The organism is Shinella sp. 20P9.1.1 (assembly GCF_057798995.1).
This window is the reverse complement of record NZ_JBYOLC010000023.1, coordinates 1-18,935: the sequence shown is the minus strand read 5'-3', so window position 1 is coordinate 18,935 and position 18,935 is coordinate 1. Positions and strand designations below refer to the sequence as shown.

Here is an 18,935-nt window from a genome sequence, read left to right as displayed (position 1 = left end):
GATCCTTTCGGGTTGCTCGGGTCGCGTCCATCGCGACCTCGATGGCTGTCGAAAGGATCGGGGACGATCGGACCGCACCCTTTGGGCCGGAACGAAGTGGAGGGCGGCCGGAGTCGGCTTTCTTGTCTCGCGAGGAATGACGGCGACCCGGGGTCCCCATTCGACGTGTCGAATGGGGTGGGTTCCGGCAGGGGAAGAAAGTTGACGACGGCCGTTGCGGGAGGACGATCGAGGCGCAGCCGGTCTCCGATCAGACATGCCACATCGAGGACGTGATGGCCGCGCCACGGTTGACCAAACCGGAAGGCTCTCGAAAACGGCGGGCCGTCATCGGCAGCACTTCTTCGCCGCCCGCGGCAACCACGTCGGCTCCAACGGGCTGCAGCTGTGTATTCGGTGTGCCCGCCGTCACCGATCGATCCCGCTGCTTTCGATATCGCTCCCCCGCGTTGGCTTTCGGTGGGCTGCCTCGCGTGCCGGCTGGAGGACACCGCCCTCCACGACACGGGATCCTCTTCTTCCACAGGCATAGGGGCACCGGCTCTATGCACTCGGCGCATCTACTGCCGTGGCAACGCCCTGCCGCGAGTCCACCTGGGCTGGAGCCGTTGGACAGATGACTGATGCCCAGCCCGCCTGCCAAGGCGGGGCGCTCACGGTCTTCCGGGTGCCCCGCCAACCACCATGAGCAAGCGCGATCATTCGCACCCATCTGGAGAAGACAGCGCGGCCGGGGCGACACTAGAGGCGGCAAAGCGCGGTACCGGACAAGTCGATCGTCACCGGCATCGGCGGAGACGGCCGAAGGCTGGCTGCGTGCCGGAGGCATAGAGCGCGGTCGCCGCAGGCGATGGCCAGAACCAAGATGCGGCAAAAGCCTGCCGGTCCCGACGATCCGCGTGGCTCCGTTGAACGACCTACGGTGCGACCTTGGCCTTCGCGCCATACAGGATGAGCTGCCTGATGTGCGCGCGGACCTCGCGTTCGGTTCCGTAAAATCGGTCTTGTCCTTCGGGATAGGCGATCATCCAGGGTTCATCGGCTCCCATCATGGTGGCTTCGAAGATGTCGCCATTGCCCGCGGTGACGGATATCGCACGAGTTGGTTCTGCCGAAGATTGATCCCGCACCAGTGAAAATGACACCAACCAGCTCGGGCCATGGGAATTTCGCAGCGCCTGCATGACGCCTGTTGTGCGCGCATTCATCCAGTCATCGCGCAGACTGGCTTTCCAGTATCTCCCATGCTCCATGGCATAGGCCCTAATGGCATTGTGCTCGGCTCGGGTGAGCGGGCGCAGTGTGGTCATGGAGTTTCCTTTCAGGAGGAGGGACGAGGTGGTGGGTCCGACGCGGCCGGGTCTCGATCGCGCCGCAGATCCGCGAAGCGGGCAAGGCGGGATCTGAAGAGATGAAGAGCATCGGAGAAATAAGCATAGCGACGGCCGCAGGCCGGGATTTCGGGAATTCTCGACGCGCCGGCGCGGGAGAAAGGGCAGCCGTAGGAGCCTCAGCGCAGCGGCTCGAAGAGGAGGCGGGACCGACTGCCCCCCGCGCCGGCGCTCCCTATCCTCAGACACAGCACATCCCCTCGCATTCGTTCGGCCAGAGGTCGAGCTGACCGCGATCAGAGGCCGTCGATAGATCGGCCTCGTCCAGCGGCACGTACGAGCGATGCAAGAAGACCCCGCCACGGATACCGCGAACGCCGTTGCGTAGCGCCTGTTCGACCTCGACGGCGTCGACCCATGCCGCAATATCGTGATCGCGCATGATCGCGCGAAGGAGAATGGCGGCGGATCCTTCCTCTGACGGATCGAGACCATGCGGAGAGAAGAACATCAGCGTCCCTCCACGAATTCACGGTCCAGCCAGCGGCGAAGATCGCGACGCATGATACCGATGGAACCGTTGATCTCGGCAATCCGAGCATCGCCGACGATATGACCGCCTTCACGGAACAGGTCGACGAGATGATGCATGACATCGAGATAGAGATGGCCGCCGACAAGGGCGACATCCGAGAAGGGAACACGTCCATAGCCCGTCAAAGTCGCGATGTGCATTCCGGGATGCTCGCCGGAGGCAATCGCACGGCGCTTGGTCTTCTGCTTCGGCCACCGCGTTCCGAGATCGCCCGCCTTCATCTCGCCCGCGATCGCCGGGGTCATGCGCGCGTCGTAAAGTTCGATCGGCGTGGCTGCGGCGCGGAACCCCAGTCGCGCGGACAGGAAGGCGACCTTCGCCTTCTCTCCACGTGGGTCGACCGACCGCAGCGTCTTCCAAAGGGGGCCGTCATAGCGTTCGATGGCCGGCATATAGGCCGGGCCGTCGCGCTTTGTCGCCGAGCAGGCAAGGATCAGTAGGCGATTTGCGGGATAAGGAGTCATCATGCTGCCTCCCGCTCTTCAGCAGTGGTCGGCTGCAGTCCGTGAAGATAGGCGACGGCGCGCTGCGCGTGCGCAGCGGCGGCGAATATCGCCCGCTTGTCGTCGGACAGCACCTGCAACCACGACTGAAGGTATGAGGCATGATCCGGGCGGGGCTCCAGCTCCGGCGCAATGCCGAGGTCGGCGCAGAGGAAGCAACTGCCGAGCTCAGCGATGAGTTCTTCGCGGGCGCGTTCGCTGCGATCCTTGCTGTAGCGGCTGAGATCGCGGCCGACGCGATGCGCAGGGGCCGTCCAGTGCGTGGCCTCATGGCTGAGGGTTGCCACGTAGGAGGCCGTGTCCCTGAAGCTCTCGACGAATGGCATCTGGATATGATCGGTCGCAGGGCTGAAGAAGGCCCGGTCGCCGCCATGGCGGATATGCGCGCCGGTGTTGCGGAAGAAACGATCTGCATGCTCGATCCGCTCGACGGGATCGGTAACAGGCGGTTCGGCTTGGTAGTAGCGGTCCGGCAAGCCGTCGATCTGCGCGACGTTGAAGACGGTATATGCCTTCAGGAACGGTATCTCACGCTCAATCTCGCCGCCGCGACCGTCGGATTCGGACTTGCTGAAGCGACTGGCGAAGACCACGGTCGCGCCGGACTCGCCCTTGCGCACGGCTGCGCCAAGCTCCAACGCCTGCCTGAACGTCATCCACATCGGCGAGGAGAACCCCCGGGCGATGCCCTCCGACCACAAGAGCAGGACGTTCATGCCGCTATAGGGAAGGCCGTTGTGACGCAAAGGTCTGGTAATCCGGCCTGCCATGTTGGACACGCGCCACGGTTGGACCCATGGGCGGACACCGTTCGAGAGATCCTCGACGATCCTGTCGGTGATGCGCGTATAGATGTCCACGCGTTGCGCTTCGGTCTTTTTCCTCATTTTCCTTACCTCCGTTCCAGAGGTCGCGCCTATCGCGACCCCGTCACGGCGGTCCGGAAGCCGGAACGATAGGGGGACGGCGCACGCAAAGCGCCGGAACGAAGTGGAGGAGGGCGAAGCCCTTGCGCTGAATCCCGGTTCCGGCAGGACCCGAGCCGGACGGGCCGCCTGGCGCGCGTCGTCCGATTTCCTTTTCTGATCTGGCGAAAGAACGTCAGGCATGCTATATATCTGACCATCTGACTAGGTGAGGCGCATGGGTAAGCAGACACAACTTTCAGGGACGAACAGGCCGGTACACCCGACGATGAACGGACGCTGGAAGCTTGAGGACGCGAAAGCGCGTTTCAGCGAAGTTGTCCGGCATGCCAGGGAGGACGGTCCCCAGCGCGTGACCGTTCGAGGTCACGATGCGGTTGTCATCATGAGCGTCGAGGAGTTCGAGCGTCTGACACCGACTGCGCCTCGCGTGCCGTTCGTCCAGTTCATGGAGGCGTTGCACCTCGACAACCTGGATCTCGAGCGCGACGCCGACCACGGCCGGGATGTCGACCTGTGAGGGGATGGATGCTCGATACCAATGTGGTGGCCGCGCTGATCAACCCGCAGGGCGCACCCTCGGTCAAAGCATGGGCAGCCGGTCAAGATGAAGAGACTTTCTATCTCAGCATCCTGACACTCGCCGAGTATGACAAGGGAATTCATAACCTGCCAAACGACCATCCCGATCGCTCGCGCTATATAGCGTCGCGGGACGCTCTTGCGGATCGTTTTGGTGATCGTGTGCTTTCCCTGCGCGACGAGGCCGTGCGGCTCTGGGGACGCATATCGGGAGAGGTCAAGAAGGACACCGGGCATCCACCCCCCGTGATCGATACGCTTTTGGCGGCGACCGCAATCGAGTACGAGCTCTATCTCGTCACGCGCAACGTAAAAGACACGCGCCACTCGGGCGCGGCCATTTTCGATCCATGGACCGATGACCCGGCCAAGTTTCCGCTGAGCCCAAGGGCCAATAGGCCCCGATAGCGAAGGAAATGGCGGGGCCGAAGCCCCGCCTGACCGCTCAACCGAGCGCGTCCATCTGCGCTTCGGCCGCCTTGCGATCGAGCGCCTGGCCGGGATTGTCGACTGGGCGATCGAAGGGCTTCCAGGATTCCCCGACGGCGTGTTCATAAGCCGCGACCGCGCCTTCGGCGGCCATGCGGAGCGAGAATGCCTGGATGCCCATGTCGGCGGCGAATTCCCGCTTGCGCTGGGCGGAACTGTCGTAGCCGACAATGCCGTCCCGGTCGTCGTCGCGGGCGTCGCTGGCGGCCTTGGCCGTAGCGTCGCGGGCTTCCGTCACGGCGCGCGAGTAGAACTGGCCGGCGCCATGGGCGGAACCGACGAAGGCTCCGACGATGCGTTGCAGGTGGATCTGCATCGCACGCTCGCCGAGGCCTTCGGACAGAGCGTCGACGGTTTCGAGGATGAGGCGCTCGTGCGTACCGCGCACGCCGTCGCCGTCGACGACGGCGGTCCCGAAGCTTTCGGCGATCCGTAGCGCCTGGACGGCGTCCGGGCAGGTGAGACGGACCATTTCGAGGGTTGCACCCTTGCGCAGCTGGACGACGCGGGCGGACGGACGGGAGGTCGCTGACTTGGCCATTTTCGATTTCCTTCTCGGTTTCGTCAGAAGGCCCGCGCCGGCCCGTTGCCGGAGCGCCCTTCGGTACGGTCGAAAAAATCCGGCGGTCAGACGGGCGCTTTCACAGGTCCGGAACGCTTGAGCGAGAAAGGTAGGCTTGCGGACAAGCGGGGGCACAGCCCCTGCGCGGGACGCGGGCCTGCCTTGCGAAGGGAGGGTGAACCGGCCGCAACGCGGCGCGCAGCGGCCTTGAAACGACCGGCCGCCGGGTTAAGACCGTGCTGAACCGAAGGGTGCTCCGGCAAGAGGCCGGCTCATCGCCCGAACCGAAAGGCAATCGATGGCCGAGAGCGTCCTCAACCTCACGCCTCATGCGCCTATCAGGCACGCATGGTCCAGTCCGGTCCGATCGAATAAAATACCTGATGGCGATCAGGCCGCAACGCATTGCGGGGGCAGGCGGCCCAGTCCTTGGATGACGCGAGGTTCTGCCTCCCGATACCAACCGCGCAGGTAGGGCAGGGGACGCGGGCGACGGGATGGTCCGGCCAGGTTTCGCCGCAGCGGCCGCAGGAGAAAATTATGGCGATGTCCGCCCACCGGGTCGCTCGCGCAGTGCCGCTATTGACCGGTCCTGCCGGGCGAGCTTGCGCGATAGAGCATCGATCTCCTGCTGCCGCTCGGCCGTGATCGCGGCAAGGTTGGCGCGGTAGCGGGCGAGGAAGGCGCCGGGCTCCGGCGGCTGGCCGCGTCGATAGGAGCGCCGGCGCGGATGCAGGTGCGGGATGATGGCCGTAATCCGGCGGATGATCTGCCGGTCGATAAGGTCGAGCTGGTGCTGTGTCTGCCGACGAGCCTCTTCCATGCGCGACAGGAGCGAGCGGCAGCCGAGAAGCGAATTCCCGCCGGGGAGCCCTGGCCCGTCTCACCGCATTTGCGGACGAGACGGCTGGAGGCGTTGTTGCGCTTCCAATGATAGAGCGTCGCGAGATGGTGTTTCGGGGGAGGGGGGCTTGCGTCGGACCATTCGACGACGGAAGCGACAGGCGGGGGCGAGATGATCAGGTCCGCATTCATGGCGTTCTCCTGCATGGTAGGGTTGCTGAGTACGCCTCCGCCGCCGGGCGATGCCGGCCGCGGAGGTGTCGAGCGGGAAAGGGAAGTGCGGGGGCCTATTCGGCGGCAACCGAGTAGGCGGTGTCGTCCTCGATGACCTTCTCCTCCGTCTGCGTGTCGCCGTCCGCCTGCGGAGCGTCGTCGATCAGCTCGGGGGTAGCTTCAGCGGCCGAAGCGTGATCGTCGTCGTTTTCGGCCTGATCGTCCTCCGATTGTTCGTCGTCCTCCGCAGCGATGTCGCGGGCCTTGAGGATGTCGGAAAGCTCGGCCAGCTCTGGCGCGAACCGGGCAGCGGGGTGGACGAAGTGCCCCTCCTTGAAATGCTCGACAAGCGCCGCGCGGGTTTCGCGAACGCGCGAACGCGGCGAGACCGACGCATCGCTGCAGGAGGCTTCGAGTGCCTGACGAGAAAGGCATTCGAGGAAATCGACGGTGCCCATGTTCGGAAGAAAGGCATCGGCCCCGATGGCCCCGCCGGCAACGCGGGACAGGACACCGCTATTGGACATGCCCCGGCGGCATGACAGGACGTCGATGAGCGTCTTGCGCGCAGCAATGCGCAGGGTGTCGACGTCGAAGAGAAACTTCCCCTCGTCGTCGAACAGCATGGCCGCGTGCCGGTTGAAGCGGGTTCCGCCGAACATCGCGCCACCGGCGCCGGAATCGACGCGGACGTTGGTTCCGGCATAGCCGAGGACCAGCAACGCCATCAGCGTGTCATCCTCGATCGGCGCGCGGCCGAGTGCCTCGTGCAAAGCGTCCGTGCGGTAGTCGCCGATCATGTCGTGACCACGCTGCGTCACATCCGGGCGCGGCTTGGAAGCCACGATGGGCTCGTTTGTGCCGCTGTCGCCATTGCCCGATGCCGTGGCGCCCTTGCCCGCCGATTTCTTTTCGTCGGGCAGCCGGTAGACAACCGACTGCACCTTGCCCTCGCGGTCGAGATACATTGCCGTACGGTCTAACTTCAGCGCCTTGCCATGGACGCGCTCGGCCTTCTTCGGCAGCTCCGGCTGGCCGTAGCCGTTGACTTCGACGATCGCGCCGCGCTTCGGAAGGTTCGACGTCATCCACTCGTGCTGCGCGCCAAGGAAGCCTTCGACATTGGTCGTGTAGCGATTATCCTCGTTCGCCGGCGCGAAGAGGTCCTCCGACCATTCGATGCCATAGGATGCGGCAAGGTCACCGCCGAAGCTGGCATCGCGAGCATACATGCGCTTCTTGTTCAAAGCGTTGGCGATCGACCACCATTGCGCCGTGTCGCCCTCCTTCGGCTTGCTCGCCTTCCAGACCGACTCCTGGTCCTCGACGCTTGCTGCGGCGATGATGCGAAGCTGCTGCTCGCTCGGCATGTCGCCCCGCGCGATCTGCTCAAGCATACCGGGGAAGAGATTGGCAAGCAGGCGGAGCTTCTTGATCTGGCGGACGGGGAGGGCAAGCGCCATTGCGATGGCTTCCTCGGTCCAGCCGAGCGCGACAAGGCGTTCGACCCCGCGCCATTGGTCCACGGGATTGAGATTCTCGCGTGCGATGTTTTCGACCATGTTGCGCATCGCGCCATTGTCGTTCGCCGCCTCGACGACCAGCACCTTGATCTCGTCGAGGTTGGCGGCGATCGCCCCATCCCGCCGGCGATGGCCGTTGTCGATGATGAGGCCGTTTCCACCACCGGGTTCGGCAAAGACGATCGGAGGATTGATGATGCCGACAGCCTTGATCGTGGCGACCATCAAGGCATCGGCTTGGGGCGACGATTTCGACTGACGAGCCTTGTCGGGGTTGTCCTTGAGCAAACGGGGATCGACGGTAGCAACACGCATGGGATTTTCCTTTCCAGAGTACGGACGCGGCCCTCTTGCCGGTCCTTCTCGTGTCTTCTTTTTTCCGAAGACACCTACCGGACCGCGGGGCGGCCGGACCGGCGCAACTGCGGGCGAGTGTCCCTGCGGCGAAGGACAAGCGGGGCCAACGGACCTGCGAAGGACGAGTTGCCGGGATGCGCAGGCGGCGGTTGAGCGAAGCGGCGCCGGGAGGACCGATCTGCGATCGGGTTCCTCATTTTCTCCCTTTCTCTTTACCCCTATTTTCCGAGGGCCGATCCGGACGACACAGTCGCCGCAGAATCGGCGGGGTAGGGGGCGGATGGTGTTGCAGCTCTTGATTTGCCACCATTAAGGTGGCATATCCAGGCATGGAAAAGAAACGCCCGACATACGATCTCGACGCGATCAAGGTGGCATTGGGATCGCCCAGGACGTTGGCGATCACGACGACGGCACTGCGTACGGCGATGGCTTTGGGGTATGACCGCGCTGGCATCGTCCAAGCGGTCACCGGATTGGATCGCTCGATGTTCTATAAGTCGATGACGACCTATGCGGATCACCGGGTCTGGCAGGACGTCTATCGTGCACCAGCCGAGGACGAAGGGTTGGTCCTCTATATTAAGTTCCAGGCGGACGTGGTCACCGAGTTCCGGGTCATGTCGTTCAAGGAGACATCCGATGGCAGTTAAGATGCAGGTTTTGCCAGACACGATGGTTTCCCCGGAGACGGGAGAGATCCTATCCCGGGATGTCCGCCTGTTCGTCGTCACCTACAAGGGCCGTACCAAGACGGTCGACCTTCCGGGCTATTACTCCGCGGACAGCGACGACGGCGTTCATGTCGGTGACGACATGGAGGCGTCGGACGCTGCACTGCGGGCGCTGAAGGAAGAAGTCGAGGGTATACCGTCGCCGGCGACGATCCGGCGGGTTCGCAAGAAGCTGAAGCTCTCGCAACGCGAAGCCGGCGGGATCCTCAAGGTGGGCGAGAGCGCTTTCGACAAGTACGAGCGCGGTTTGGTCGAACCGAGCGGGCCGACGAGCCAGTTGCTTCGGCTGCTCGACCGGCATCCCGAACTGGTCGAGGAACTGCGCCAGCCGGTATAGACGACGATAGCGATGAGCAAAAAAATGGGCCTGCGAAACCGCGGCCCATTGAAGTGTGGAGATCTGAACCTCCAGAGGGGAACAGCTGACGCGGCGGCACTGGGAGGAGAAAGACCGCCATGTGCATCAACTGCGAGCATAATGCCCGTTCCTTGATCATTTGGAAAACATTTATTGTGCAACGCAGCTATGCGGCGGCTGCGTTGCTCCCGGCATGAACGTCGCCGGCGTTACGCCGCTTGCGCGACCGGCTCGGCGGTGGCGCGGGCTTCGGCGGCCAGCACCTCCTCGACCTCCTCCAGTTCCCGGCGCTTGGCGGCGAGTTCGTCGGCGAAGGCAAAGGTGCCTGTCTCATGCGCGCGATAGGAGGCGAGCCGGCGGTTGGCGTCTTCGAGATGCTGGCGCTGGCGGTAACGCTCGCCCTCGAAATCATGGAGCGCATGTTCGAGACGGGAGATCGCCCCGAGCGGCGTGATGGTCACCGGCAGGTCGATCTCATAATCGGCGCCGGTGCGCTGCAGGACGGTGCGATAGTGGTAGCCATTCTTACCGAAGCGCTCGCCCTCGTAGATGACGTCGAAGCCGCCGATCGAGCCGAGCTGCGCCTCGCCCTCCTGCTGAAGCTGGATGAGTGTGAGGATCTCCTTCATCACCGCGCGACCGGCGTCCTTGCGCTCACTATGCTGTTCGCCGAGGACGGTCATGGTGAAGGCCTCGCCTGATGTCGGAACCAGCCGCGCGATGTCCTGGCCGATTTCGTCGATCCGGCACGTCGCGACCTCGATATCGCGTTCGGCTTCCCGCAGCCGCCGGCGCACCGAGAAGAGATCGTCGTCATGGGCGGCGCGCAGGCGCTTGAGGCGGGCGATATCGGCCTCCAGGCCGGCTTTCTTCATCAGGCGCTCGTCGCCGCTGGCAATGGCCTTCGCCATCGCAAACTGGTTGGCTGCACCCTCAACGAGATCTTCGAGCCGGCGGATCGACGTGTCGCCGGAGAGTGCCGCGGCGATGAACCGGGCTTTGCGCTCGTTGTTCTGCCACATGCTTGCGTCGAGACTGCCTTGCGTCGCATAGGCGAAGATGTCGACGACGTCGTGCTGGTTGCCCTGGCGAACGATCCGGCCCTCGCGCTGCTCGATCTGCGACGGTAGCCACGGCACGTCGAGGTGGTGAAGCGCCTTAAGCCGGAGCTGGGCGTTGACCCCGGTGCCCATCGTCTCGGAGGAGCCGATCAGGAAACGGACGCGACCCGCGCGGACGTCGCCGAACAGGCGTTGTTTGGCTTCGCTCTTCTTGTAGTCCTGCATGAAGGCAATTTCGCCGGCGGGGACGCCGAGCCGGACCAGCTCATCGCGGATCCAGCGGTAGGCCGAAAAGCCCCGCGTCTTTTCCACGTTGATCGTACCAAGATCGGAAAAGATCATCTGCGCGGCACCGGGCAGCTCGTAGGGCTTGCCATCCGGCCGCACGAATACCTGATCCGCCGTTTCCTGCCAGATCCGGAAGGCATTCCCGACAAGCAGATTGAGCTTGTTGTCGGGCTCATTGTCGTTGGCCGGCATCACCAGCCTCAGGTCGATCGCCGCATGGCGACCGTCGGTGATGACCGAGAGCAGGATATCGTCGCCCGGCTGCGCCGGTCCCTCGCGCATCTCGATTGCCTTGATGCGACTGTCGAGGATCTGCTTGTACATCTTGAATGCCGCGGTCGGCTTGGCGGTGACGATTTGCCGGCCGCCTGTGGAGATGGCCGGAACGCGGACATATTCCCGGAGATCGGCGGGCATCACCACGTCCGCGAATGCCCGGAACATGGCGATGAGTTCCGGAACATTGACGAAGGAGGCGAAGCGACTGACCGGCTTGTATTTGCCGGACGGCTGGATCTCCAGTTCGGTAGTCGTCTCGCCGAAGGTGCTCGCCCAGGCGTCAAACTCATGCAGGCCGCGTTCATGGAGAGCGTCGTAGCCGAGCAGGCGCTGGACGGAAAACATCTCGCCGAGCGTGTTGGTGATCGGCGTGCCGGAGGCGAGCACCAGCGCGCGGCCGGGGTTCTTCGTCTCGATATAACGCGACTTGACGTATAGATCCCAGGCGCGCTGCGAGCCGTTCGGATCGATGCCCTTCAGCGTCGACATGTTGGTGGCGAAGGATAGCTTGCGGAATTCCTGCGCCTCGTCGACGAAAATCTGGTCGACGCCGATCTCCGAGATCGTGAGCAGGTCGTCCTTGGGGGTGGCAAGCGCCTGCAGACGCTCCTCCAAGCCTTCCTTCAGCCGTTCGAGACGCTTGCGCGCCACGCGGTCGTCCGGCTCGACCCTGGTCAGCAGATCCTCGTAGAGCTGAAGCTCGTCGTGGATCATCTGCTGTTCGAAGGCCGAGGGCACGCCGATGAACTTGAAGGCGGAATGGGTGATGATGATCGCGTCCCAAGTGGCCGTCGCCGCCCGGCTGAGGAACCGCGCACGCTTGTCCTTGGTAAAATTGCTCTCGTCGGCGACGAGAATGCGGGCGGAAGGATAGAGGGCCAAGAATTCGCGCGCCGCCTGCGCGAGGCAATGGCCGGGCACGACCAGCATCGCCTTGGCGATTAGGCCGAGACGGCGCTGTTCCATGATGGCGGCCGCCATGGTCATCGTCTTGCCGGCGCCGACGGCATGGGCGAGATAGGTCGCGCCATCGGCGACGATGCGCCAGATGCCACGCTTCTGGTGCGCGTAGAGCTGAAACGCGGCTGAGGCGCCGGGCAACTGGAGATGCGAGCCGTCGAATTTGCGCGGCGCGAGGTTGTTGAAGCGCTCGTTATAGACGCTGGCCAGCCGGTCGGTCCGCTCCGGATCGGTCCACACCCAGCGCTCGAATTCCGTCTTGATCTTCTGCAGCTTCTCGCGGGCGGCTTCGGTATCGACGACGTTCAGCACCCGCCGTTCGCCGCCGACATCCTTGATGGTGTCGAAGATCTGCGGCACGCGGCTGTTGAGCGCATCGGCAAGCAGTTCGCCGGCGTGGCGTCGGCTGGTGCCCCATTCCGACGTGCCGGCGGCGCGATAGGCGAGCTGGCGCGCTTCGACGGTCCAGGAGCCGAGTTCCGGCATGTGGTGGATCCGGATATCGGCGTCCATCTTCTCCTTGACGAAGGCCACAACGTCGGCCGCTGGAATCCACGGCGCGCCGAGACGCGCGGTGATATCCGAGGGGCGAAGGGGCGAGGGCTGGACCGCCTGCAACGCACGGACATGCGCTCGAAGATCGGATCAAGCGCCGCGGCGGCTTCGGCGGCGGCAAGCTTGGTGCGGACCGGGCCGGAGAGATAGGCGTCGGCGGTCTGCCACGCGCCGTCGGCCGGGTTCTGGAACACCGTGTCACCGAGCTGGTCGACCACCTTCTCGCGGTCGCAATGGAGAAGCTCGGCGATATGGTCGAGGTCGACACGGCCACGCTCGTTGAGGACGACGGCAAGCGCGTCGCCGGCATTCGTCACCACCGGAAGGGCAGGGGGCGCGATAACACGCTCAGTGAAGATCGGACCGGGCTTTGCCGTGTCGGTGTCGAGGTCGTAGTCCTCGATGGAGGCGACCAGCCAGCAATCGGGATCGTCCCTGAAGGGCTGGAGGTTCGGCTGGCGATGCGTCTCGCGCGTCTCGCCGGATTCCACATCCTCGGTGATACTGACGGTCGTGTGGTTGATCGGCCCGAAATCCCTGACAAAGCTCGACCAGGCGATACGCAGCCGCACTTGCAAGTCGCGCCAAGGTCGGCCGCTCTCCTGTGCCTTCAGCACCTCGCGCACCGCGTCGCGGACGGGGATCAGCTTCTGGATGGTGCGGACATGCTTTTCCGTCAGACCGTCGCCGGCACGGCCCTTCCTGACCTTGATCACGACGGGCTGGCCATCGACGATCTGCATCAGGCCCTGCCTGTTGTCGACGAAGTAACTGCCTTCGCGCACATTGGCATTGCCGGGCCGCAGATCGACAATCTCGGCCAGTTCCTCCTCAAGATCGAGATCGAGCTCGGTGGGCTCGCCGTCATAGATGTCTTCCGGCAGCCGGCTGACGGCAGCGTTCAGCAGATTATCCAGATCCTCGTCGGCGCGGCGACGGCAGGTATAGGTCTCGCCGAACGGACCGGAGGCCAGCGCATGGGTGCCAAGGACCATGCCGGGATTGTCGGCGAACCAGCGGTTGACGCGGATGGCGCCTTCGTCATCCGTAGCCGAGCGGACTTCCTCGACGTCGAGCCACGATAGATCACCCACCGGCTCGCCGGGCTTGCGCTTGCGGAAGAAGAGGATGTCGACGACGGTGTCCGTGCCGGCGTCATGGCGGAAGCTGCCCTCGGGCAGGCGGATAGCGGCGACCAGGTTGGCCGATTTGGCGATATGTTCGCGCGCCGCCGCGTCCGCCTTGTCCATGGTACCGCTGCTCGTCACAAAGGCCGCCAGCCCGCCAGGCTTCAACAGGTCGATCGCGCGGGCGATGAAGTAGTCGTGCAGCCGAAGCGCAAGCGGTCGATAGTGATGGTCCGAGCGAACCGTCCGATCGGAGAAGGGCGGGTTGCCGATGGCGAGGTCATAGACGACGCCGAGATCGGTGCGGGCGAAGTCGCCATTGACGATGCGCGCCTTCGGCTGCAACAGCCGCACGATGCGGGCCGTGACCGGATCGAGTTCAATGCCGGTGACATGGCTAGTAGCCCGATAGGTCTGTGGCATCAGCGCGGGGTACAGCCCCGTGCCGATGCCCGGTTCCAGTACGCGGCCGCCGCGCCAGCCGAGACGCTGAAGCCCGGTCCACATCGCCTTGACGATAAATTCCGGCGTGAAGTGCGCATACTGGGTGCAACGGGCGAGCGACGCATAGTCGGCCTCGCTGACCGAAGTTTCCAGCGCGCTGCCGAGATCGTCCCAGCCCTCGCGAAACTCCACCTCGCCCGGTCGGCGGAACATGCCGTTGGCAAGCTCCGATGCGCCGAAGCCCGTGAAGCGGATGAGTTTCTGCTGTTCTATCACGCCGCGGCCGCATCGGGCAGGTAGCGCAGATGCATCGGCAGCTTGGCGGCGATCTCCTCGTCGGCCATGGCGTCGAGGAGCTTCGGCACGCTGCCCAGTTTGCCGCCGAAGAAATGGACGGTGCGCCGGCCGCGCGACGCGTCGGGCCAGCGATAATCGGCATAGCCGCGATAGGGCTCGGCGGTGCTGCTCCAGATGTGCTCGAGACGTTCTTCCCGCGTCATCGCCCGCACCGGCCGGCTCTCGCGTTCGATGATGGCGAGACGCATGCGCTCGACTGACATATCGTCGGAAAGATCGCAGTAGCCATGAAAGTAGCGGATGGCATCGTCGATGCGCAGCGCGAAAAACACCGATGTCACCGACCCAGTCAGGAATTGCCGGAGCGCAAACATCGAGCCGCGGATCCAGAGCGGCGCTTCCACCGCGAACATATAGTCGTGCTCGGCCTCGCCGATCTCGAACCATTCACCTGCATAGAGCGCCGTTGCGTCATCCGCGCGGCGGTGGTCGCGGCCGGCATGGCGGTCGAACATGCGATACATCTGGTGGCGGTCGGCAATGCCCTGGTAAACCTTGCGGATTGCGGGTGCGGTGGTCATGTGCGGCTCCGTCGGGTTGTCGGACCGAAGCGGCACAGCCTTCTTGACCTGCCCTGTTGTTCAGTCCTTCGTTACCCCTTCCGCGCCGCCGGCATCGCGCTCGGCTGGGTCAAGGGCCGGCGCCGCCGGGCGAAGCTTCCCTTGACGCGGGCGGCACGCATCCGGCACGCCTCGCCTTTTTCCATTCCTCCCTCGTCTCCTTTTCCACCTTTGCCTTTTCCTGGAGCGCCTCGTTCCAGTCGTCCGCCATCGGCCGCAGCCGCTGCCAGATACAACCGGCGCTATCGGCGAGGACGCGTAGGCGCTCGGCAAAGGTCTCGCCCTGATCATTCGCGTCGGTTGCCGCGACCAGCGTGACGCCGGGGCGCGACGCCAAGATCCGCAGGGCCGCATCGGTAAGGGGGGACCATCCCCCGCCGGTGCTAAGATAGAGCGAGCACTCGCGGAGACCTTCGAAGGCGGCGAGGCTCATGGCGTCGATCGCCGCCTCCGTGACGCACAGGCGCAAGGCATCCCGCGCGCCAAGACGGAATAGAGTTTTCGAGCCGCCCGTCGAGAACCCGCGCCATTCCGGACCGCGCTCCTCCCAGCCGCAGACCGCGCCGGCATTGTCCGTGTGTGCCGCCCACATGCTTCCGTATGGACCTTCGCGAAGCTGGTTGTTCGAGATGGCCATTCGCAGCACGCTCGCCGGAAAGAAACGGGCGGCGGAAAGATAGCGCCAGGTCGCGGACCCGCGCCAAAGGACGCGTCGCGCCGACCAACGATCCGCAAGACTGGTCGCTGCGGGTCGCTCGCGGGCTGCCTTCGCCCAGACCGGATCACTGGTCTGGAATCCGACCAGAGACGCCACGCTTGCGACACCCTCGACGAAGCCGACATGATCGAGACGTCGCACGAGCGCGAAGATATCGCCCTTGTCGTCGCTGAGCGGATCGAACCAGCCCTTTCCCTCATGCGTCACAATGACGATCTCGCCACCCCGGCGAAACTTGATCGCCCGGCGCGTGCATTCCTTGACGTCGGCGGCAAACCCGGCCCGCTCTAGAAGAGCGCCGCAATTCACCCTCTCCTTCAACTCTCTGATTTTCTCTCTTTTCATGCCAACCCGGCCGCGCGAGCGGCCGCTCCCTTCTTTTCCCGTCGACACATTTGCGCAGCAAATCGACACCCGCCGCGCCAAGCGGCGGCTGCAAGGGCGCGGAGATCGGGGCGAGGGGAACCCGCGCCTCGCCGCGGCGCCGCTTCCCTTGCGGACGCCGCATGGATGCGGCACCCGAGAGAAGAGCAGGGCGGGCTCAATGAGCCGGCCCGAAGTCGAAGGGATCGATTTCGTGGATCACGTCCGCATCGGCGTCGTCGAGCTCCTCGCTCGGCAGGACGCCGTATTCTCCGGCCGATCGGAACAAGGTCACCGGGACCATGAGCGTGCGGGCGAGGTGAAAGGCATGCGATTGGGCGAGCGAGAGATCGTGCGACATGGTGAGGCTCCATCCGGGAGCGGGCCAATTCCCGCTCGATGGCACCAGGATTGGTCCGGGGCGGGGCGCGATCACCGCGAAGGCGCATGCCGGAGCGGCCGTAGCTTGCTAACGGACCCCCTGCGGGTTGATCGTCAAAGCCCGGCACTGGACCAGGTCGCCATCCCAGAAGAGCGGGATTGGTCCGTTCCCCATGGAGGGGTCGGTTGCTGCACAGGCGTCGCGGCAGAACACATCTCCTCTCACGGAATTTTGCTCGGGTTGTTCACCCCGAGATCAGGGACTGCCATCGGCTGGAATAGGCCTGCCTTCCCCGAAATCATCGAGGTCAGCTTTGGCACCATGGCTTTCGCCAGCTATCCCACCGACGCGCCAAACCATGCTTGATCAGTGTTTCTCCGACGTCGTGTCGGTCCACGGCAACGCGCGCCAACTGGCGTCCGTAGCGGTCAAGTTTGCCACGAACCAATTCGATCCGATGACCCGACACCTGGGTTGCCAGTTCGTCTTTCGCTTGCAGCGCTGTGGCGCGTTCCGCGGCGCAACGCTCCGTCAATCTCCGGCGCATCGATGTTCTCGATGCGGATCTTCTCGCGCCTCCCGGTCCGGTCGTTGACGGTGAAGGTATCGCCATCCCAGATCCAGAGCGTAACATCCTGGCAGGCGCCACGATCACAGACCGCTGCACCGACAATCGTGTGACGGTTCGTTGAAGCCGAGGCGCCGGCGAGCATCAGCAATTGCGAGATCCCCACGACCATCACGCACCGCGCCAGCATTATGAGGTCTTTTTCGATACGAGATTAAAGAGCTGCGCGATGACGTCGGTGGCGTAGACCTTTTCACCGCCGCGGTCATAGCTGTTGTTGGACACGCGGATTCCACATAGACAAGGTCACCCTCTCCGACGTATTCCTCGATCCACTCCGCCTGTTTCTTGTCAAGGACGGTGATCTGAACCCAATCGGTGGCGCTCTTGCGTTCGCCATCCGACTGCCAATCGCGATTGCTCGCCACATTCACCTTCAACACGCCCTTCAGCGGGATGACGTTTCCGACGTAACCAAGCAGGGTATGGCGGTTGATGCTGCGCATGGACTCATACCTTTCTAAGGTGGAAAATACCGTCTATCTGTTGAGGCTGAACCAATGCCGCTTGGTTTGCCCTGAGGTGTCGTTCTTGATATCGAAATAATATGGCTCTGACCGCAGCGGTCGGGGTACGGAGACCGTCTGCATGCAGTTCCGCTGTCGATCAGAGTGATAGAGACCGTGCGCATCGCCCCGGCAAATGTTGACTGTTTTGACGCAAAGATCGTCTTCCTCGGCGAAGCTGTTGCGGTTGCTCTTTCTTCCAGCCCTGTAGCCTTCAGGGCATTCCGCATAAGTTTCATGACCTGGCGTACCGGTTCCGCCCTCGGGGCAGGTCGGCCAATCGAAGCCGGGTTTTTTCATTGCGGAGATAAGGCGGCTCATGGGCGGATGGCAGGCGGACACGCCCCGCCAGGATGGATTGGAAGACGACGCGCACAGCAGGACTTCGCAGCCCCATTCGCTGCCGGCAGCGGGAGCGGGAAGCACCGCGGCCGCCAAAAACAATCCGAGGACGACATGGTGAGGCATGGCTTTGGCGATCATCAGCACTCTTCCCATCAAACACACTAACGAATAAACTATAGTTTATATGGCAATGATGAGCAAGCGCAAGAAGGCAGACACCGAGCTTGGTACGAGGATCCTGAGAAACATGGCACGGGTCATCGAGCGCGAACGGGAACGGCGCGGCCTCAACAAGAAAGAGATGGCCGAACTGTGCGAAGTGACATATCCGTTTTATTTTCAGATTCTTGACGGGAAAGCGAATCCCTCGTTGCAGACCATTACGCGGATCTGCGTCAATCTCGATGTGCCTTTCCAGGAACTCGTGAGCGGGGCGGCGCCTCTCTGATCGGCAACGTTGGGAAAGATCATCTCCGGTTCCGCTCGCATGGACTAAACCCGCATTCCGGCTAAATTGATTGGCAGAAACATAAACTATATTTAATTACTCGCCCTATGAGTTTGACCGCCGGATGGCCGCAGGGCTACCGGCGCCACATGGGGGTATTGCCGGCATGAAGTCTTTCGCTGCTTCCGTTTTTCTCGTGATCGCCTCGGCCGCACATGCAGGCGAGAACCCGATGTGGCCGACGAGCCTGACCTGGACCTGCGCCTTCTCGTCGGTCATCCGGTGCGAGCGTTCGGTTGATTGCGGGACGGTCGCGGAGGAGGGCGAACTCGCCCTGGACTATCGCGAAAACAGCCTGACGGATCGGAAGGGTACGGTTCATCCGATCAAGCGCCACTATGTCCAGACGGTGGTCGGCAGAGGTGAAGATCGAGCTCGATACGAACGAGGTGATCTGGCTTTCACCAGCCGACGGAGCAGGGGTGTTTTCGGACAACTGGGTTGGCGCGATCTTGTCGCCGAAGACCGGCGTGATCGTGCAAGAGCTTCGGCCGTTGGTCTGCAAACCGATAAAATAGCGTAGCGCTCCATTGCCCACTTATGTCTCATGCGGCTGCCCAAGCAACGAGATGATGAGGTCTCTTGCAAAATCAGACGGTGGGTACCGTGATCTTTAGAGAGCGCAGCGTGGAAAACGACGCGGGCGAGATCAAATTTGAGGCGCGCTTGCTGTGAAAATAAAGCGCCGCGTCCGTTCATACCGACCGGGAGGGCGAGCTGATCGGCGAGACCATCGTGTGGCGTTTCCGGTTTGGGGGACACGTCATACGCGCCTGGTGGCAGAGCGCGGACGAGCTTGCGTTCCGCAACGCCTTCGCGAACCTCCAACCGAACACGA

Annotated in this window: 18 protein-coding genes and 3 pseudogenes; 6 read left to right on the top strand and 15 right to left on the bottom strand. The window is 63.5% G+C overall.

Going from position 1 to position 18,935, the window contains the following annotated elements; translation table 11 throughout:
• Positions 1 to 917: 917 nt before the first annotated feature.
• From AC27VQ_RS24915 to AC27VQ_RS24900, 4 genes and pseudogenes are all read right to left on the bottom strand, one after another.
• The gene (locus AC27VQ_RS24915; protein ID WP_488718448.1) at positions 918 to 1,310 is read right to left on the bottom strand and encodes a hypothetical protein; all 393 of its coding nucleotides are present in this window, start codon (positions 1,308 to 1,310) and stop codon (positions 918 to 920) included.
• 262 nt (positions 1,311 to 1,572) lie between these two features.
• Positions 1,573 to 1,773: pseudogene (locus AC27VQ_RS24910) on the bottom strand (hypothetical protein); the annotation flags it as partial.
• Between the two features lie 68 nt (positions 1,774 to 1,841).
• Positions 1,842 to 2,393 (bottom strand): hypothetical protein, encoded by a 552-nt coding sequence (locus AC27VQ_RS24905; RefSeq protein WP_488718447.1) that lies wholly within the window; start codon positions 2,391 to 2,393, stop codon positions 1,842 to 1,844.
• Positions 2,390 to 3,316, bottom strand: a complete 927-nt coding sequence (locus AC27VQ_RS24900; protein WP_488718446.1) for an ArdC family protein — start codon at positions 3,314 to 3,316, stop codon at positions 2,390 to 2,392. Before AC27VQ_RS24900 ends, AC27VQ_RS24905 begins: the two co-directional genes overlap by 4 nt.
• A gap of 256 nt (positions 3,317 to 3,572) precedes the next feature.
• On the opposite strand from AC27VQ_RS24900, the gene AC27VQ_RS24895 reads away from it, so the two are divergent.
• Complete coding sequence (locus AC27VQ_RS24895; RefSeq protein WP_488718445.1) at positions 3,573 to 3,875, top strand: type II toxin-antitoxin system Phd/YefM family antitoxin; 303 nt, start codon at positions 3,573 to 3,575, stop codon at positions 3,873 to 3,875.
• Positions 3,872 to 4,345 carry a type II toxin-antitoxin system VapC family toxin gene (locus tag AC27VQ_RS24890; protein ID WP_488718444.1) on the top strand — a complete coding sequence of 158 codons (474 nt, stop codon included), beginning with the start codon at positions 3,872 to 3,874 and terminating at the stop codon, positions 4,343 to 4,345. Before AC27VQ_RS24895 ends, AC27VQ_RS24890 begins: the two co-directional genes overlap by 4 nt.
• Positions 4,346 to 4,382: 37 nt before the next feature.
• Here the strand turns inward: AC27VQ_RS24890 and AC27VQ_RS24885 are convergent, their stop codons facing one another.
• The 4 genes and pseudogenes from AC27VQ_RS24885 to AC27VQ_RS24870 all read right to left on the bottom strand — a co-directional run bounded on the left by AC27VQ_RS24885 (position 4,383) and on the right by AC27VQ_RS24870 (position 7,882).
• Positions 4,383 to 4,967, bottom strand: a complete 585-nt coding sequence (locus AC27VQ_RS24885; protein ID WP_488718443.1) for a hypothetical protein — start codon at positions 4,965 to 4,967, stop codon at positions 4,383 to 4,385.
• 559 nt (positions 4,968 to 5,526) lie between these two features.
• The gene (locus AC27VQ_RS24880; RefSeq protein WP_488718442.1) at positions 5,527 to 5,811 is read right to left on the bottom strand and encodes a hypothetical protein; all 285 of its coding nucleotides are present in this window, start codon (positions 5,809 to 5,811) and stop codon (positions 5,527 to 5,529) included.
• Positions 5,812 to 5,918: 107 nt separating this feature from the next.
• A pseudogene (locus tag AC27VQ_RS24875) lies at positions 5,919 to 6,023 on the bottom strand (hypothetical protein); the annotation flags it as partial.
• A gap of 95 nt (positions 6,024 to 6,118) precedes the next feature.
• Positions 6,119 to 7,882, bottom strand: coding sequence for a ParB N-terminal domain-containing protein (locus AC27VQ_RS24870; RefSeq protein WP_488718441.1), 1,764 nt, complete (start codon positions 7,880 to 7,882; stop codon positions 6,119 to 6,121).
• 371 nt (positions 7,883 to 8,253) lie between these two features.
• Between AC27VQ_RS24870 and AC27VQ_RS24865 the strand changes: the two genes are divergently transcribed.
• Together AC27VQ_RS24865 and AC27VQ_RS24860 are read left to right on the top strand one after the other, a co-directional pair.
• Entirely contained in the window at positions 8,254 to 8,577 is a 324-nt protein-coding gene (locus AC27VQ_RS24865; protein ID WP_488718440.1) for a type II toxin-antitoxin system MqsR family toxin, read from the top strand.
• Positions 8,567 to 8,995: a type II toxin-antitoxin system MqsA family antitoxin gene (locus tag AC27VQ_RS24860; protein ID WP_488718439.1), complete on the top strand. Its 429-nt coding sequence runs from the start codon at positions 8,567 to 8,569 to the stop codon at positions 8,993 to 8,995. Before AC27VQ_RS24865 ends, AC27VQ_RS24860 begins: the two co-directional genes overlap by 11 nt.
• Positions 8,996 to 9,225: 230 nt before the next feature.
• Here the strand turns inward: AC27VQ_RS24860 and AC27VQ_RS24855 are convergent.
• The 7 genes and pseudogenes from AC27VQ_RS24855 to AC27VQ_RS24825 form a co-directional block, all read right to left on the bottom strand.
• Positions 9,226 to 14,000: pseudogene (locus tag AC27VQ_RS24855) on the bottom strand (Eco57I restriction-modification methylase domain-containing protein); the annotation flags it as partial.
• Between the two features lie 2 nt (positions 14,001 to 14,002).
• The gene (locus AC27VQ_RS24850) at positions 14,003 to 14,608 is read right to left on the bottom strand and encodes a DUF1419 domain-containing protein (RefSeq protein ID WP_488718438.1); all 606 of its coding nucleotides are present in this window, start codon (positions 14,606 to 14,608) and stop codon (positions 14,003 to 14,005) included.
• Between the two features lie 109 nt (positions 14,609 to 14,717).
• Entirely contained in the window at positions 14,718 to 15,791 is a 1,074-nt protein-coding gene (locus tag AC27VQ_RS24845; protein ID WP_488718437.1) for a DUF3991 and toprim domain-containing protein, read from the bottom strand.
• Between the two features lie 115 nt (positions 15,792 to 15,906).
• Positions 15,907 to 16,089, bottom strand: coding sequence for a hypothetical protein (locus AC27VQ_RS24840; RefSeq protein ID WP_488718436.1), 183 nt, complete (start codon positions 16,087 to 16,089; stop codon positions 15,907 to 15,909).
• 328 nt (positions 16,090 to 16,417) lie between these two features.
• Positions 16,418 to 16,657, bottom strand: a complete 240-nt coding sequence (locus tag AC27VQ_RS24835; protein ID WP_488718435.1) for a thermonuclease family protein — start codon at positions 16,655 to 16,657, stop codon at positions 16,418 to 16,420.
• Between the two features lie 104 nt (positions 16,658 to 16,761).
• Positions 16,762 to 17,184 (bottom strand): single-stranded DNA-binding protein, encoded by a 423-nt coding sequence (locus AC27VQ_RS24830; protein WP_488718434.1) that lies wholly within the window; start codon positions 17,182 to 17,184, stop codon positions 16,762 to 16,764.
• A 33-nt stretch (positions 17,185 to 17,217) separates the two neighbouring features.
• Positions 17,218 to 17,727 carry a hypothetical protein gene (locus AC27VQ_RS24825; RefSeq protein WP_488718433.1) on the bottom strand — a complete coding sequence of 170 codons (510 nt, stop codon included), beginning with the start codon at positions 17,725 to 17,727 and terminating at the stop codon, positions 17,218 to 17,220.
• Positions 17,728 to 17,836: 109 nt separating this feature from the next.
• Between AC27VQ_RS24825 and AC27VQ_RS24820 the strand changes: the two genes are divergently transcribed.
• Both AC27VQ_RS24820 and AC27VQ_RS24815 read left to right on the top strand, forming a co-directional pair.
• Positions 17,837 to 18,037 (top strand): helix-turn-helix domain-containing protein, encoded by a 201-nt coding sequence (locus AC27VQ_RS24820; protein ID WP_488718432.1) that lies wholly within the window; start codon positions 17,837 to 17,839, stop codon positions 18,035 to 18,037.
• Between the two features lie 166 nt (positions 18,038 to 18,203).
• Positions 18,204 to 18,620, top strand: a complete 417-nt coding sequence (locus AC27VQ_RS24815) for a hypothetical protein (protein WP_488718431.1) — start codon at positions 18,204 to 18,206, stop codon at positions 18,618 to 18,620.
• The last annotated feature ends 315 nt before the right edge of the window (positions 18,621 to 18,935 follow it).